The organism is Rhodococcus sp. 24CO (genome assembly GCF_050586165.1).
GTDB lineage: Bacteria > Actinomycetota > Actinomycetes > Mycobacteriales > Mycobacteriaceae > Rhodococcus_F.
This window is the reverse complement of the sequence record NZ_JAZFNF010000007.1, coordinates 311,421-327,788: the sequence shown is the minus strand read 5'-3', so window position 1 is coordinate 327,788 and position 16,368 is coordinate 311,421. Positions and strand designations below refer to the sequence as shown.

The following is a 16,368-nucleotide window of genomic DNA, read 5'->3' as shown; positions in this document are numbered from 1 at the left end:
ATCATGAACGACTACAAGCTGTATCAGTGCGCGCAGTGCGGATTCGAGTACGACGAGGCGCAAGGCTGGCCCGACGACGGAATCGAACCAGGCACTCGCTGGGACGATATTCCGGACGACTGGAGTTGCCCGGATTGCGGCGCGGCGAAGAGTGATTTCTTCATGGTGGAGATCGAACGGGCCTGAGTGGGTCGGCGGCTGCGGCGGTAATGTCGTCATCATGATCTCGACGCCCACCCGCCTGCCGCAAAAAGAGGCGTCGCGTCTGCTGCTGCGCGGTGCGGTGCTCGATTCGATGCGGGAGTTGCTGACCGAGCGGGACTGGTCCGAGGTGAGTCTGACTGTTCTGGCCAAGCACGCGGGTGTCAGTCGGCAGACGCTCTACAACGAGTTCGGTTCTCGGCAGGGCCTGGCGCAGGCGTACGCGCTGCGGCTCGCGGACGGGTTTGTCGACGCTGTGGACGATGCCGTTGCGGCCAACGAGGGACGCAGTGTCGACGCCCTTATCTCGGGGTTCGGGGCGTTCTTTGCCTCCAGCGCGACCGACCCGTTGGTGCATTCGCTCCTGACGGGGGAGGCGAAGCCCGATTTGTTGCGTTTGATCACGACGGACAGCGCCGTGATCATCGATCGGGCATCAACTCGGTTGTCGGAGAGTTTTCAGCGTGGGTGGATTCAGGCCTCGGCCGCTGATGCGGGCATTCTGGCCAGGGCAATTGCGAGGCTTGGCCTGAGTTACATATCGATGCCGCCCGAGTCCGGAGCGTCGGTGGCGGAGGATCTGGGTGCCCTGCTCGGGCCGTTCATCGATGTTGCCCGAGGTGCGCGCGGCACGGTGTGAGGTTCGCCGCAATCACGGTGATGTCCTACTGCGTGGGTCGAGCGGATAGCCTTGAGTGGAGTATGCACGTCAACCAGGAGAGGGACGATGACGACCTCAGTTTCAACAACGCCCGTGGCCGACAACCGTAACGGTGTCGACTTCAAAGTTGCAGATCTTTCGCTCGCGGAATTCGGTCGCAAGGAAATCCGACTGGCCGAGCACGAGATGCCGGGCCTCATGGCGCTTCGCCGTGAATACGCAGAGGTCTTGCCGCTCAAGGGCGCTCGCGTTTCCGGTTCGCTCCACATGACCATTCAGACTGCAGTTCTGATCGAGACGCTGACCGCGCTCGGCGCCGAGGTTCGTTGGGCTTCGTGCAACATCTTCTCCACCCAGGATCACGCCGCCGCCGCAATCGTCGTCGGTCCCCACGGCACCCCGGAAGAGCCCAAGGGCGTTCCGGTCTTCGCGTGGAAGGGCGAAACCCTCGAGGAGTACTGGTGGGCAGCCGAGCAGATGCTGACGTGGCCGGGTGAGCCTGCCAACATGATTCTCGACGATGGTGGCGACGCCACCATGCTCGTCCTCAAGGGTGCGCAGTTCGAGAAGGCCGGCGTTGTTCCGCCGACCGACGACGATCAGGATTCCGACGAGTACAAGGTCTTCCTGGCCCTGCTGCGTCAGTCCCTCGAGGCTGACAAGGGCAAGTGGTCGGCAATCGCCGAGTCCGTCCAGGGCGTCACCGAAGAGACCACAACGGGCGTTCTGCGCCTGTACCAGGTTGCCGCTGCCGGTGAACTCACGTTCCCCGCGATCAACGTCAACGACTCGGTCACCAAGAGCAAGTTCGACAACAAGTACGGCACCCGCCACTCGCTGCTCGACGGCATCAACCGCGGCACCGACGTCCTGATCGGCGGCAAGGCTGCACTCGTCTGCGGTTACGGCGACGTCGGCAAGGGCTGCGCCGAGGCGCTTCGTGGCCAGGGCGCTCGCGTCGCGGTCACCGAGGTCGACCCGATCAACGCACTCCAGGCATTGATGGACGGCTTCGAGGTCAAGACCGTCGAGCAGGCCATCGGCTGGGCCGACATCGTGATCACGTCCACCGGCAACAAGGACATCATCACGTTCGAGCACATGAAGGCCATGAAGCACCAGGCCATCCTGGGCAACATCGGTCACTTCGACAACGAGATCGACATGGCCGGACTCGAGAAGTCCGGTGATGTCACGCGGATCAACATCAAGCCGCAGGTCGACGAGTTCACCTTCGCCGACGGTCACTCGATCATCGTGCTGTCCGAAGGTCGTCTGCTCAACCTCGGCAACGCGACGGGTCACCCGTCGTTCGTGATGAGCAACAGCTTCTCCAACCAGGTCATCGCGCAGATCGAACTGTGGACCAAGCCGGAGGAGTACGACAACGAGGTTTACCGTCTCCCGAAGCATCTCGACGAGAAGGTCGCCAAGATCCACGTCGAGGCACTCGGTGGCACGCTGACCAAGCTCACCAAGGAGCAGGCAGAGTACATCGGCGTCGACGTCGAGGGCCCGTACAAGCCCGAGCACTACCGCTACTGAGATAGAGCAGTGCCGTCCTGATGTAACACAGCCGTCCCCCGGTCCAGCTCGACGGACCGGGGGATAGGCTTGTCAGCCGTGGGAATACTCGTGGCGTTGGAAGGGCTCGACGGAGCCGGCAAGCGGACGTTGATCGGCAAAGTGGTGGACGAGCTTCGACGTTCGGGAACCACCGTCGCCACGCTCGATTTCCCCCGCTACGGACAATCGATCCACGCCGATCTTGCTGCCGAAGCTCTCAAAGGGGCGCACGGAGATCTAGCACAGTCCGTGAACGCGATGGCGGTGCTGTTTGCGCTCGACCGCGCGGGAGCGGCGGAGAAAGTCGCAGAGTTGCTGAGCGCCAACGACATTGTTCTGCTCGATCGGTACGTTGCGTCCAATGCGGCGTACAACGCGGCGCGGATGCACCAGGGCGTCGACGGCGAGATGGTGGCGTGGGTTCGTGATCTGGAGCTCGGTCGCCTCGGCCTCCCGGCACCTGATCTGCAGATGTACCTCGACGTGCCGATCGCATTGGCGAACGAGCGTGCGCGCAGTCGTGAGGTGGAAGATTCGACGCGCGAGCGTGACGCCTACGAGCGCGACGGAGACTTGCAGATACGGACCGGTGAGCTGTACTCGCAGCTCGCGGCAGCGGCGTGGGTGTCACCGTGGTGGGTCATTGGTCCCGATACGGACCCATCCGACCTTGCCCGAAAACTGGCCGATTTGGCGTGATGCGTCACGATAGCTACCCGATTCGGAAGTTTCCGGCACAGTAGAGGGAACACGCGGCACGCCGCACAGTCACGTAACGGTCTTAATTACGACTCGAAGATGCAACGATAGGGATATGAAACCAAGGATTCTGGTTGTCGACGACGACACGGCACTCGCCGAGATGCTCACGATCGTGCTGCGGGGTGAGGGTTTTGATCCCTACGTGGTAGGCGACGGAACTCTGGCACTTGCCGCGGTGCGCGAGACTCGGCCCGACCTGGTCCTGCTCGATCTGATGCTGCCCGGTATGAACGGCATCGACGTATGCCGGGTCCTGCGTGCGGATTCCGGCGTTCCCATCGTGATGTTGACCGCGAAGACCGACACCGTGGACGTTGTCCTCGGACTCGAGTCCGGCGCGGACGACTACATCATGAAGCCGTTCAAGCCGAAGGAACTCGTCGCCCGAGTTCGCGCTCGGCTGCGCCGCACCGAGGAAGAACCGGCGGAACTGCTGAGTATTGCCGACATCGTGATCGACGTGCCGGCGCACAAGGTCAGCCGCGGCGGCGAGCAGATTTCGCTCACCCCCCTCGAATTCGATCTCCTCGTCGCTCTTGCGCGCAAGCCCCGCCAGGTGTTCACCCGTGAGGTGCTCCTCGAACAGGTGTGGGGTTACCGTCATGCCGCTGACACCCGCCTGGTCAACGTCCACGTCCAGCGTCTGCGCGCCAAGGTCGAAACCGATCCCGAGAATCCCGAAGTGGTTTTGACGGTGAGGGGTGTCGGCTACAAGGCCGGACCGCCGTGACCGGTGGCGTTTCCCGTTGGCGTCGCCGCCTCAATCGGTGGCTGACGCCTTTTCTGCGGTGGTGCCACTCACTGAGTAACACCCTCGCCCACACGTGGCGACGATCGCTGCAATTGCGGGTTGTCGTCTCGACCCTGTCGTTGTCGTTGATTGTGATCGTGATCCTCGGTGTTGTGCTCACGAGCCAGATCACGGACCGGTTGCTCGAAGCGAAGATCACCGCCGCCACGGAGGAGATGGATCGCGCCCGAGGCGTCGTCGAAGATCAGTTGGCCGGCCTCGACGGCAGCGCAGCGCTCAAGGACCAACTCGAGAGTGCGGCGTCGAGTTTGACGAGCCGCAATCAGTCGGGGGGTCAAGCATCGGGTTCTGCGGGCACTTTCGATCCCGCGCTGATCGTCGAGCAGGACGGGCCCCGCGATCCGGTGTTTGCCGGGCCGGCCGACCAGATCCCCGAAAACTTGCGTGAGTTCGTTCACAACGGACAGATCGCCTACCAGTTCGCCACGGTCTCGGATCCCGAAGGGTATTCCGGCCCGGCTTTGATCATCGGCAGTCCCACGGCGTCGTCGATCTCCGGCCTCGAGCTGTATCTCGTGTTCCCACTTGCCAGTGAGGATCGCAGCCTGTCGCTGGTCCGCAGCACCCTGTTGATCGGCGGCGCTGTCCTGCTGGTCCTGCTGGCAGCGATTTCGCTGCTCGTCGCGCGGCAGGTGGTGCTGCCGATCCGATCGGCGTCGAGGATCGCCGTGCGCTTCGCCGACGGCCGGCTCAAGGAACGTATGCCGGTTCGCGGTGAGGACGACATGGCTCGTCTCGCAATGTCTTTCAACGAAATGGCGGAGAGCCTCTCGAAGCAGATCACCCAGCTCGAGGAGTTCGGCAATCTACAGAAACGCTTCACATCCGATGTCAGCCATGAACTGCGCACCCCGCTCACCACAGTGCGGATGGCCGCGGACCTCATCCACGACGGTAGCGAGAGCCTCGATCCGATACTTCGCCGCTCGTCGGAACTGCTTGTCGCCGAACTCGATCGATTCGAGGGTCTGCTGGCCGATCTGCTCGAGATTTCCCGGCACGACGCCGGTGTTGCGGAACTTGCGTCCGAGCAACTCGACGTGCGGATGTGTGCGCGGGCCGCGGTGTCCACCGTTCGCCACCTCGCCCGTGAATCCGGTACCGAATTGATAGTCGACATGCCAGACGACCCGGTGATCGCCGACGTCGATCCGCGCCGAGTCGAACGGGTCCTGCGGAACCTGCTCGCCAACGCCATCGATCACGGGGAAGGTAAACCCATCCTGCTGCGCCTGCGAGCCGACGACGACGCTCTGGCCTTCATCGTTCGCGACAGTGGTGTCGGACTGCGTCCCGGCGAGGAGAAACTTGTGTTCAACCGCTTCTGGCGTTCCGATCCGTCGCGGGTCCGTCGAAGCGGCGGCACCGGTCTCGGCTTGGCGATCAGCGTCGAGGACGCCAATCTGCACGACGGCAAACTCGAGGCCTGGGGTGAGCCGGGCGTCGGCGCGTGCTTCCGTCTGACGTTGCCGCGAGTGCACGGCAAGAAACTGGTGTCCAGTCCGCTACCGCTGAAGCCCACGACTGCCAAGTTCGTCCGCACACCCTCCAACGCGGACATCGTCGCCGAAGAGGTCGGCGAGGTCACGTCGTCGATTCCGACGCCGCACGAGACCGAATCACGAACCGGCTCGCAAGGGGGTGAGCGTTCGTGATGCAGCGATATCGCCGTGGTCTGCTGGCGCTGAGCCTGAGCGCGGTGCTACTGACCGGCGCGTGCGCGAGCCTGCCGGCCTCGTCGTCGCCCCAGGCGATCGGGACGCTTGCCACTGTGGCGCCGGGAACTCCCGTCGCTCCGCCGGCCTCGGGTCGTGAGCCCGATTTGTTGGTGCGGGACTTCGTGAAAGCAAGCACTGAACCCGCGAACCGGCACCTCGCGGCACGGCAGTACTTGACCCCCGAGATGTCCGCGAAATGGGACGACGCGGCCAGCACGATCATCGTCGACAAGGTCGACACGCTCTCCGAGTCACGGACCGATCAGGAAGCCGTCTACACGATCCGAGTCAACAAGGTCGGGCGTCTCGAAGCCGGAGGAATCTACGTTCCCGAAGACGGCAGCTACGAAGCCAAGATGACGCTGAATCTGGTCGACGGCGAGTGGCGGATCAACGACCTTCCGTCGGGTGTGATCATGGAGCGCGCGGCGTTCCTCGGTGCGTACCAACGGAAGTCGTTGTTCTTCCCGGACCCCAGCGGTCAGACCATGGTTCCGGATCTGCGGTGGATATCGGGTTCCCAGGACCAGATGACTTCGCAGTTGGTCGGCCTGTTGATCGAGGGACCCAAGGAGGCACTCGCATCGGCTGTCCGCAACGAACTGGGCGCAGGTGTCTCGGTGATCGGGCCCATCACGAAGGCCGACGGTCGATCCGGTCAGGTGGGTGTCGGTCTCGGTGGCATCCGCATCGATTTCCGGATCGGTCAGTCGATGGACCCCGAAACTCGCGCTTTGTTTGCCGCCCAGATCATCTGGACATTGGCCGGCGCCGACATCGCCGGACCGTACGTTTTGCTGGTGGACGGGGCGCCCTTGGACGGCGCGCATCCGGAGGGCTGGACAACGGCCGACGTCGCGTCCACGAATCCGTTGGCGACGACCGGTGCGACGGTCGGGTTGCATGCCCTACGCGACGGTTCACTGGTCAGTGTCGGTGAACAAGCGGTCACACCCGTGCCCGGATTTGCCGGTACTGCCGGCAATCTTGCGTCGGTTGCGCTCTCTCGCGACGGCAAGACCGTCGCCGCAGTGGCGGATACCGCGAATCCTGATCCTGCAAAACGATTTTCGCTGACGCTCGGTCCGTACACCGAAGGTGCGGCCCCGGTCCTCGACGCCCCGGTGATCACCAGACCGACGTGGGAAATCGACAACAACACGATCTGGGCGGCGGTGAACGGCAACACCGTGGTGCGCGCGGTTCGCGAGCCCACCACGGGTCGGACGTCGGTCATGAACGTGGACGTGGGCGCTTTGATCCCACTGGGATCGAACATCACCGAGCTGCGCCTGTCCCGTGACGGAGTTCGAGCGGCGATGATCATCGACGGCAAGGTGTACCTGGCGATCGTGGTCCGCCTGCCCAGCGGCGTCTTCGCGTTGACCAGTCCACGGGCTGTGGCTCCAGGGTTGGGTAGTACGGCGCTCTCGCTCGACTGGAGCAACAGCGACACCATTGTGATCGCACGCAACAACTCCGATGTCCCCGTTGTGCAGGTCGCGATCGACGGCTCTCGGATGGACTCGTTGCCCCGGGGCAATCTCACGGCGCCGGTGGTGTCCGTCGACGCGTCGCCTACCACCGAGTACGTTGCCGATGCCAGAGCGGTATTCCAGTTGAACAACAACGATCCCGCGGGCGACAGGTTGTGGCGTGAGGTGCCTGGATTGACGGGGCAGAAGGCGATTCCGGTACTGCCCGGCTGAGTTTCCGGTCGGTGCGCAGGGGTTGCTCTGTCGGTGCACGTGGGTTGCTGTCGGTGGGTTGCCGCACACTGACGGGCATGGGGGTCGGTGGTTTTCGGACGTGGAGCAGTGTCGGTGGAGCAGCGCTCGATCTGGTGTTGCCGCGTGAGTGTGGGGGATGCGGACGGATCGGTGTGCAGTGGTGCGAGGCCTGCGTCACCATGCTTCGCGACCATCCGATCCGGCTCACACCTCGAGTCGATCCCGGCGCGCCGGCGTGGGCGCTCGGTCCCTACAGTGGACCTAGACGGCGCAGCGTGATCGAGATTAAGGAGCGCGGCCGACGCGACCTCGCGGCGCCCCTGGGAGACGCTGTGGCCGAAGCGTTGACGCATCTGGCGCGGTGGGGTGAGCTCCACCATCCGACGCGTCGGCCTTTGGTCCTGATCCCGGCCCCGTCGCGTTCGCGCGCCGCTCGTTCGCGCGGCGGTGATCCGGTCCGCCGCATCGCTCATGCGGCCTGTGAGGTCTTGCCGCCCCGCCGCGTCGAAGTGCATTCGGCATTGGCCATGACGCGAGGCGTCCGCGATTCCGTCGGCTTGTCTGCCGCTGCTCGGGCCACCAACGTTGCCGAGAAGATCGTCGTGACACGCGCGGGGGCCGGATTGGTCGATCGTGACGTCGACGTCGTACTCCTCGACGACGTGCTGACGACGGGAGCGACTGCAGCAGAATCGATTCGGGTTCTCGCGCGGATCGGAATCCGGACAACTCTCGTGCTTGTCGTTGCCGGTGTGTAAATGAATTTCGGGCTAACAGTGGCACTCGCGCTGATTACGTACTAGCGTCGGCGGCACACCCGAAAACAGGTGGGAGGTGGTACTTCAATCCTGATACCGGGCGGATCCCCTCTCGGTACTTGAAGAACTTGCCGCCGCTCAAACACTGAGCGGGGCCGTAATTGGGAGGTACGAGTGACGACCCCTTCGCAAGCCTCGTTTTTCATCGAGGACGCCACCACCGAGCGTTCCACGCAAACCACCGTTCCGAAGTCCGACATCGTCGTCAAGGGACGCAATGTCGAGATACCCGATCACTTCCGAGTTTATGTTTCGGACAAGTTGGCGCGACTGGAACACTTCGACCCCTCCATATTCCACTTCGACGTGGAACTTCAGCACGAACGCAATCGACGTCAGTCCAAGAACTGCCAGCGAGTCGAGATCACTGCGCGTGGCAAAGGACCGGTAGCGCGAGCAGAAGCCGCTGCAGACAGCTTCTATGCCGCATTCGAATCGGTGATCGACAAACTCGAGAGCCGCCTCCGTCGAACCAAGGACCGCAAGAAGGTCCATTACGGTGACAAGCGACCGCTGTCCGTCGCCGAGGCAACCGCCTCGCTCGTCGACGCAGACTCACTCGGTGCCGCGCCCGATATTTCGCTGAACGGTCAAGAACCGGACGAATACGATGGCCCGGGACGCGTGGTCCGCACCAAGGACCACCCAGCCGAGCCGATGACCATCGACGACGCTCTCTACGAGATGGAACTGGTCGGTCACGACTTCTTCCTCTTCCATGACAAGGAGTCCGACAAGCCGTCCGTCGTCTACCGTCGGCACGCATTCGACTACGGCTTGATCCGCCTGACGTGACCGATCTGTAGGTGGGTTGCCTCGCAACCTCGAGTTAGCGCCTACCATGGAATCCGGCCGGAGTTTTCGGACCCCGGCCGGATTTTTAGTGTGTCACCCATTTGTTGCCGAAGATTGAGGACGAACAAGACTGTGCCGTCGCTGTCGCTATCGAAGCTGCTCCGTGTTGGTGAAGGTCGCATGGTCAAGCGCCTCAAGCACATTGCTGAGCATGTCGAATCACTGTCGCCCGAGGTAGAAGGCCTGACAGACGATCAACTCAAGGCCAAGACCGACGAGTTCCGCGAGCGTTACGCCGCTGGTGAGACGCTGGACGAGCTGCTGCCCGAGGCGTTTTCCGTCGCGCGCGAAGCGTCGTGGCGAGTCATCGATCAGAAGCACTTCCACGTGCAGATCATGGGTGGCGCGGCACTCCACTTCGGCAATGTCGCGGAGATGAAGACCGGTGAGGGCAAGACCCTGACCTGTGTGTTGCCGGCCTATCTCAACGCCATCGCGGGTGAGGGTGTTCACGTCGTCACGGTGAACGACTACCTGGCCAAGCGCGACTCCGAGTGGATGGGCCGTGTTCACCGCTCGCTCGGACTCGAAACCAGTGTGATCCTCTCGGGTATGACGCCGGCCGAGCGCCGCGTCGCGTACGCAGCCGACATCACGTACGGCACCAACAACGAGTTCGGGTTCGACTACCTGCGTGACAACATGACGCACTCCCTGGACGATCTGGTCCAGCGTGGACATGCGTTTGCCATCGTGGACGAGGTCGACTCCATCCTGATCGACGAGGCCCGCACACCGCTGATCATCTCGGGTCCGGCCGACGGCTCCAGCAAGTGGTACAGCGAGTTCGCACGTATCGCGCCGCTCCTGAAGAAGGACGTCCACTACGAGGTGGACATTCGCAAGCGCACCATCGGTGTCCACGAGGCCGGCGTCGAACTCGTCGAGGATCAACTCGGCATCGACAACCTGTACGAGGCCGCGAACTCGCCGCTGGTGAGCTACTTGAACAACGCCATCAAGGCCAAAGAGCTCTACACCAAGGACAAGGACTACATCGTCCGCGACGGTGAGGTCATCATCGTCGACGAGTTCACCGGCCGCGTGCTGGTCGGCCGTCGATACAACGAGGGCATGCACCAGGCGATCGAGGCCAAGGAAAAGGTCGAGATCAAGGCTGAGAACCAGACCCTCGCCACGATCACCCTGCAGAACTACTTCCGTCTGTACGAAAAATTGTCCGGCATGACGGGTACCGCCGAGACCGAGGCCGCGGAGCTACACCAGACGTACACCCTGGGCGTCATTCCGATCCCGACCAACCGCCCCATGATCCGTGTCGACAACGGCGACCTCATCTACAAGACCGAGGAAGCCAAGTTCGACGCAGTGGTCGACGACGTCGTCGAGCGCCACGAGAACGGTCAGCCGGTTCTGATCGGTACCACCAGCGTCGAGCGCTCTGAGTACCTGTCCAAGCAGTTCACCAAGCGCGGAGTGGCGCACAACGTCCTCAACGCCAAGTTCCACGAAAAAGAAGCGACCATCATCGCCGAGGCCGGTCGTTCCGGTGCGGTGACTGTGGCCACCAACATGGCTGGTCGTGGTACCGACGTGGTGCTGGGCGGTAACCCGGACATCATCGCCGACATCGCACTGCGCAAGAACGGCCTCGACCCGGTCACCACGCCCGACGAGTACGAAGCCGCGTGGGACGACGTCCTGAACCGCGTGAAGGACGACGTCAAGGCCGACGCCGAGAAGGTTCGCGCCGCCGGTGGCCTGTACGTGCTGGGCACCGAACGCCATGAATCGCGTCGTATCGACAACCAGCTTCGCGGCCGTTCCGGACGCCAGGGCGACCCGGGAGAATCCCGGTTCTACCTCTCGCTCGGTGACGAACTCATGCGCCGATTCAACGGTTCCGCACTCGAGTCGATCATGACCCGCCTCAATCTTCCGGACGACGTTCCGATCGAAGCCAAGATGGTCTCCAAGGCCATCAAGAGCGCGCAGACACAGGTCGAGCAGCAGAACTTCGAGATTCGCAAGAACGTCCTCAAGTACGACGAGGTCATGAATCAGCAGCGCACCGTGATCTACAAGGAACGCCGCCAGATCCTCGAAGGTGAGGATATGGAGGGCCAGGTCGAGCAGATGATCACCGACGTGGTCACCGCGTACGTCGACGGAGCGACCGCTGAGGGATATGTCGAGGACTGGGATCTCGAGCAGCTGTGGACGGCACTCAAGACCCTCTACCCGGTGGGTATCGACTACAAGGCTCTTGTGGGCGAGGACGGTGGCATCACCAGCGACCTCACTCGTGACGAACTGCGCACTGCGCTGCTCGACGACGCTCACGCCGCGTACAAGAAGCGTGAAGCCGAGATCGACGCGATTGCCGGCGAGAACGGAATGCGGGAACTCGAGCGCCGGGTATTCCTGTCCGTGCTCGACCGCAAGTGGCGTGAACACCTCTACGAGATGGACTACCTCAAGGAAGGTATTGGCCTGCGCGCCATGGCGCAGCGTGACCCGTTGGTCGAGTACCAGCGCGAGGGCTACGACATGTTCATCGGCATGCTCGACGGCTTGAAGGAGGAGTCCGTCGGATTCCTCTTCAACCTTCAGGTCGAGGCCGCTCCCGCGCAACCTTCTTCGGGCATCTCGGTGACGGCCGGTTCCGCTGCCGCGGCGTCCGCGACAGCGCCGAAGCCGCTCCCGACGCAGCAAGCCGCTGCAGGTTCCAGCGGTGCGGCGGCTCCATCGGCCTTGCGCGCCAAGGGACTTGACGACAACGGCCCGTCCAGGCTGACGTACACCGGCCCGGACGAGGACGGGAAGGCAAAGGCCACACGCGATCCGGCCGTCGACGCGGGGGACACCGCGTCGCGTCGTGAGCGTCGCGAAGCTGCTCGCACGCAGGCAAAGGGCAACCGCGCACCCAAGTCCAAGCGCAAGCGCTGATTCTCCGGCGCTGATTTTTCCACCTGACCAAAGGCTGGATGCTCACACCACGTGTAGTGCGGTGACCATCCAGCCTTTGTTGTCGGTGTTCTCGATCCTGGCGGCGATCGCGAAGGTTCGTGGTCCGCGTCGAAAGGTCGCGCACACTTCGGCGGCGCAGGGCGAAGCGGTGTTCACGTGTGTCCGGTGGGTTCGGGCGGCACCGAGCCCGCGCGTCGGATCATGTGAAACGGAAAGGCGCTGAACAAGTTCCATCACCGTGGGGGACAATACCGACTTGAGATGTGCGGGGCTTCGTCGTTGGTCGAGGACTTCGAGGACAAGGCGCAGCGATGTGTTCCAGAAGACATCGGCGCCGGGTGCGACAGGTTCGGCGCTCGGCCCTGATATTCCACTGAGCCCCGGTGTTCCACCGTGCCCGGATGTTCCGCTGTGTGGTGTTCTACGAGCGCTACCCAGCACTCGTTCGGTTCGGGCAGAGGGTCGCCTGATCATCAGGGAATCGGCAGGCGGTTCGCACTGCGGCGCCGGTTGGAGAAAGCGTTGTGGTGTGTGGAGTTTGTCGACGTGTTGGTCGATGGTCATGATGTATCCCCCCGGATATTTGTCATCGCTCCCCCGAACGATGGTGAGAAGTATGACACGAACACCTACAGATGTCGCAGAGATCACGGGCGCACCCTAATGTAATTCTCGTGCGGGGACTTCTGTTGGATGTGGGTGGCGTGCTGTTCGGTCCGGGGTCCGACCTGGACGGTCTCAGCGCTGTGGTTCGGCGGGCTCGTAGCGCGGGAATCGCGACGGGAATCGTGAGCAACGATCCCGGTGGAGCGGACGCGCAGTGGCTCCGCGATCTCGGCGACGGGGTGTTGGTGGACGACGTCGTGCTCTCCGGTGATGTCGGGATGGTAAAGCCGGATGCCGATATCTACCTTCTGGCCGCAACACGGTTGGGTCTGTGTCCGGGGGACTGCGTGTTCGTCGACGACCTCGAGGTAAATGTTCGAGGCGCCGTCGATGTCGGCATGGTGGGTGTCCACCACTACGACCCAGCCGACACGATCGAGGAGTTGTCGATCCTGCTCGACGTGGATGATGCGGCTGGTGTGGATGCTGCCTCTGGTTTCGACGACATGCCGGCGGGTGATCAATCATGGTGAACAGATTGACAACTCAGGACGCGGCCTTCTACTTCCTCGAAGCCGGCAGCACTCCGATGCATGTCGGTTCGCTGGGGATCTTCCGGCAGCCGGGCACCGGGATCGATCACAACGAGTTGCTGCGGCTCGTGGAGGAGCGACTCAGCCTGGTGCCGCGGTACCGGCAGAAGGTCCGAGAAGTTGTTCTGGGTCTGGCGCGTCCGGTGTGGGTCGACGATCGAGATTTCGACATCACGTACCACGTGCGTAGGTCGGCGCTACCGAAACCGGGATCGGCCGAACAGTTGAACGACCTGATCGCGCGCCTCATTTCCCGGCCGCTGGACAACACTCGGCCGCTGTGGGAGATGTACCTCGTCGAGGGGCTGGCGGACGACAGGTTTGCCATCTTCACAAAATCGCATTCGGCTTTGGTCGACGGTGACACCGCACTGGAGATCAGTCAGGTCTTGTTCGATCCGCAGGAGAAGCGTCAGCCCGGCGCGGAAGAGTTGTGGATGCCTGCCCCGCCGCCGAGTGATCTGAATCTGCTCATCGGTGCGCTCGCTGATCTGGTGACGAGTCCGGGTGAGGGCGTGGCCCGGGCGCGGGCGGCGTTGGGCGACGTGACGACGTCGATGACGGAGGCGGTCAGTGCTGTCGGCAAGATTGCCGCAGTGGTGCGTACGGCCGCGCAGGTCGCGCCGAACAATCCGCTCAACGCGCCGATCACCCGGAGTCGACGATTGTCGGTCGCCAAGACTCCGCTGGACGACTACCGACGGATTCGGGCGAAATACGGGTGCGAGATCAACGACGTGATCCTCACGGTGGTCACTGGCGCCTTGCGGAACTGGCTGTTGTCGCGGGGGGAGCCGGTTACCGAGGCGAGTGTTGTCCGCGCGCTGGTGCCGATGTCGGTGTACATCGACGGTCCGGACAACCCGGACGTCGAAGACCCGCAGGCGCCCGGCCATGTGTCGTCGTTCCTGATCGATCTGCCGGTGGGGGAGCCCAATGCTGTCGTCAGGTTGTCGCACGTCGCGCACGCAACGGAAGCGTTCGCGCGTCAGGGCCGCCGGGTGACCGCTCAGACGATGGTGACGATGTCCGGTTTCGCGCCCGCCACGCTCCACGCGATGAGTGCGCGCGCGGCCAGCAGTCTTTCGCAGCGCATGTTCAACCTCATGATCACCAACGCGCCGGGTCCGCAGTTTCCGCTGTACATCGGTGGGGCGCGGATGGAGGAGATGTATCCGGTCTCCCCGTTGCTGAAGAATCAGACACTCAGTATTGCCTTGACGTCGTATGACGGGAATGTCTACTACGGTTTGAATGCCGACCGTGACGCGATGTCGGACGTCGACGTGGTGCGTTCGTTGCTCTTCGAGTCTCTCGAGGAGTTGACCGACGCCAGTCGGTAAGTGTTTTTCGCGCGTCGTGACAGTCCAACGAAGGTGGTCTCATGAGGGTGTACGTACCGGCAACTGTGGAAATTCTGCAGCGTTTGGTTGCCGATCAGGAGTTCGACGCGATGAGTCGGACTGCGTTTGCCGTCACTCCGGCACTGCGTGAGGCCTACGCGGCCGGGGACGACGACGAGTTGGCGGAAGTCGCGATGAGCGAGGCGGCGCGGGCGTCGTTGCGCTTGATTGCCGGTGCCGACGGCCCGGTGACGTTCCGGCGCGCGGTGGTTGCCGCGGATGTCGACGACGCGAAGTTGCGTCCGGATCTCGATGACGCGGTGGTCCGCTTGGCCGGCCCGGTCACGATGGCGCAGGTCGCGTCCGTTCATGTTGATCTTGCCCAAGCCGAACCCGATATCGAGCGGGCGGCGGCGATTGTCGATGCTGCCGATCTCGGGGACACGGATGCCGAGTTCACGCTCGGTGACGCGGAAGATCACGAGTTGGCGTGGTACGCGGCGCAAGAGTTGCCGTTCCTGCTCGACCTGCTCTGATATCGGACACCCGCTGTCCTTACTATGAAGTAACCTACGGTACCGTAACCTGATGACCTACGATAGCGTAGGCATAGGCACTGCGGGTGAGTATTGCAGGTGAGAGGTGGAGGTCTGATGGGTCTGAAGGACTGGATCGAGGCACCGGCAACGTCGGTAGTTCCGGCAGCGCGGTCGAAGCTCAATTTGCTGCGCGGTGCCGCGGCGCGATTGACCACACCTCTCTTGCCTGACGACTACCTTCATCTGGCAAATCCGCTGTGGTCGGCACGCGAATTGCGTGGTCGGATCGTCGAGGTTCGGCCGGAAACGCAGGACTCCGCGACGATCGTGATCAAGCCGGGTTGGGGATTCGACTTCAACTACCAGCCGGGGCAGTACATCGGTATCGGCTTGCACATCGACGGGCGATGGCATTGGCGGTCGTACTCGTTGACGTCGCCGCCCAACTGGGAGAACAAGAAGATCTCCATTGCGGTGAAGGCGATGCCCGAGGGCTTCCTCTCGAGCCACCTGGTCAGCGGAGCTGTTCCGTCCGGCACGATCGTCCGTCTGGCAACGCCGGCCGGTAACTTCGCGTTGCCCGACCCGCCACCGGAGAAGATCCTGTTCATTACGGCCGGCAGCGGAATCACGCCGGTCATGGGCATGCTGCGCACGATGAATCGGCGAGGACAGTTGCCCGATGTCATGCACGTGCACTCCGCTCCCACGGAATCCGATGTCATGTTCGCGGACGAGCTGACGGCACTACACGCCGAGCACGAGGATTTTGTCAGCCACATTCAGCTGACGCGCCGCGACGGAAAGTTCAAGCTCAGCTCACTCGATCAGGTGTGCCCGGATTGGCGTGAGCGCCACACCTGGGCGTGTGGACCCCTGCCGTTGCTCGACGAGATCGACGACGTGTGGAAGGCCGAGGGGATCGAAGATCGCCTGCACATGGAGCGGTTCGCGGTGTCGAGGATCGATGCGTCCGCTGACGGCGGCACAGTCACGTTCGAGAAGTCGGGAAAGACCGTCACAGTGGACGGTGCGACAACACTGCTCGAAGCCGGGGAGCAGTCCGGCGCCCTGATGCCTTTCGGTTGCCGGATGGGCATTTGCCAGACCTGTGTCGTACCTCTCGTTTCCGGTCATGCAATCGACCTACGCTCGGGAAAGCAGCATGTCGAGGGTGAACGCATCCAGACATGCATTTCCGCTGCGGCGGGCGACTGTACGCTGGACGCATAGC

Annotated in this window: 15 protein-coding genes; 14 read left to right on the top strand and 1 reads right to left on the bottom strand. The window is 63.0% G+C overall.

The features are described from left to right. Positions 1 to 3 precede the first annotated feature (3 nt). The 10 genes from V2B23_RS19315 (at position 4) to secA (ending at position 12,032) form a co-directional block, all read left to right on the top strand. Complete coding sequence (locus V2B23_RS19315) at positions 4 to 186, top strand: rubredoxin (RefSeq protein WP_033231503.1); 183 nt, start codon at positions 4 to 6, stop codon at positions 184 to 186. Positions 187 to 220: 34 nt separating this feature from the next. Continuing rightward, positions 221 to 841 (top strand): TetR family transcriptional regulator, encoded by a 621-nt coding sequence (locus V2B23_RS19310; protein WP_430951814.1) that lies wholly within the window; start codon positions 221 to 223, stop codon positions 839 to 841. Positions 842 to 928: 87 nt separating this feature from the next. Continuing rightward, positions 929 to 2,407 carry an adenosylhomocysteinase gene (ahcY, locus tag V2B23_RS19305; protein ID WP_033231196.1) on the top strand — a complete coding sequence of 493 codons (1,479 nt, stop codon included), beginning with the start codon at positions 929 to 931 and terminating at the stop codon, positions 2,405 to 2,407. A 78-nt stretch (positions 2,408 to 2,485) separates the two neighbouring features. Then, positions 2,486 to 3,127 carry a dTMP kinase gene (locus tag V2B23_RS19300; protein WP_430951813.1) on the top strand — a complete coding sequence of 214 codons (642 nt, stop codon included), beginning with the start codon at positions 2,486 to 2,488 and terminating at the stop codon, positions 3,125 to 3,127. Positions 3,128 to 3,242: 115 nt separating this feature from the next. Beyond that, positions 3,243 to 3,920: an MtrAB system response regulator MtrA gene (gene mtrA / locus V2B23_RS19295; RefSeq protein WP_033231194.1), complete on the top strand. Its 678-nt coding sequence runs from the start codon at positions 3,243 to 3,245 to the stop codon at positions 3,918 to 3,920. Then, on the top strand, positions 3,917 to 5,656 hold the full coding sequence (gene mtrB, locus V2B23_RS19290; RefSeq protein ID WP_430951812.1) for an MtrAB system histidine kinase MtrB: 1,740 nt from the start codon (positions 3,917 to 3,919) through the stop codon (positions 5,654 to 5,656). The genes mtrA and mtrB overlap by 4 nt, the downstream gene beginning before the upstream one ends. Further along, positions 5,656 to 7,428: an MtrAB system accessory lipoprotein LpqB gene (lpqB, locus tag V2B23_RS19285; protein ID WP_430951967.1), complete on the top strand. Its 1,773-nt coding sequence runs from the start codon at positions 5,656 to 5,658 to the stop codon at positions 7,426 to 7,428. The genes mtrB and lpqB overlap by 1 nt, the downstream gene beginning before the upstream one ends. 77 nt (positions 7,429 to 7,505) lie before the next feature. After that, positions 7,506 to 8,207 carry a ComF family protein gene (locus V2B23_RS19280; protein ID WP_430951811.1) on the top strand — a complete coding sequence of 234 codons (702 nt, stop codon included), beginning with the start codon at positions 7,506 to 7,508 and terminating at the stop codon, positions 8,205 to 8,207. A gap of 174 nt (positions 8,208 to 8,381) precedes the next feature. Beyond that, positions 8,382 to 9,062 (top strand): ribosome hibernation-promoting factor, HPF/YfiA family, encoded by a 681-nt coding sequence (gene hpf, locus V2B23_RS19275; protein ID WP_430951810.1) that lies wholly within the window; start codon positions 8,382 to 8,384, stop codon positions 9,060 to 9,062. A 132-nt stretch (positions 9,063 to 9,194) separates the two neighbouring features. After that, complete coding sequence (secA, locus tag V2B23_RS19270) at positions 9,195 to 12,032, top strand: preprotein translocase subunit SecA (RefSeq protein WP_430951809.1); 2,838 nt, start codon at positions 9,195 to 9,197, stop codon at positions 12,030 to 12,032. A gap of 42 nt (positions 12,033 to 12,074) precedes the next feature. Here secA and V2B23_RS19265 read toward each other — a convergent pair whose 3' ends face one another. Beyond that, positions 12,075 to 12,617, bottom strand: a complete 543-nt coding sequence (locus V2B23_RS19265; protein ID WP_430951808.1) for an Rv3235 family protein — start codon at positions 12,615 to 12,617, stop codon at positions 12,075 to 12,077. Between the two features lie 110 nt (positions 12,618 to 12,727). Here V2B23_RS19265 and V2B23_RS19260 point away from each other — a divergent pair, with 110 nt between their 5' ends. The 4 genes from V2B23_RS19260 to V2B23_RS19245 all read left to right on the top strand — a co-directional run bounded on the left by V2B23_RS19260 (position 12,728) and on the right by V2B23_RS19245 (position 16,367). After that, positions 12,728 to 13,192: an HAD-IA family hydrolase gene (locus V2B23_RS19260; RefSeq protein ID WP_430951807.1), complete on the top strand. Its 465-nt coding sequence runs from the start codon at positions 12,728 to 12,730 to the stop codon at positions 13,190 to 13,192. Beyond that, on the top strand, positions 13,186 to 14,595 hold the full coding sequence (locus V2B23_RS19255) for a WS/DGAT/MGAT family O-acyltransferase (protein ID WP_430951806.1): 1,410 nt from the start codon (positions 13,186 to 13,188) through the stop codon (positions 14,593 to 14,595). Before V2B23_RS19260 ends, V2B23_RS19255 begins: the two co-directional genes overlap by 7 nt. Positions 14,596 to 14,636: 41 nt before the next feature. Further along, complete coding sequence (locus V2B23_RS19250; RefSeq protein ID WP_033231187.1) at positions 14,637 to 15,131, top strand: DUF6912 family protein; 495 nt, start codon at positions 14,637 to 14,639, stop codon at positions 15,129 to 15,131. A 117-nt stretch (positions 15,132 to 15,248) separates the two neighbouring features. Further along, entirely contained in the window at positions 15,249 to 16,367 is a 1,119-nt protein-coding gene (locus tag V2B23_RS19245) for a ferredoxin reductase (RefSeq protein ID WP_430951805.1), read from the top strand. The last annotated feature ends 1 nt before the right edge of the window (position 16,368 follow it).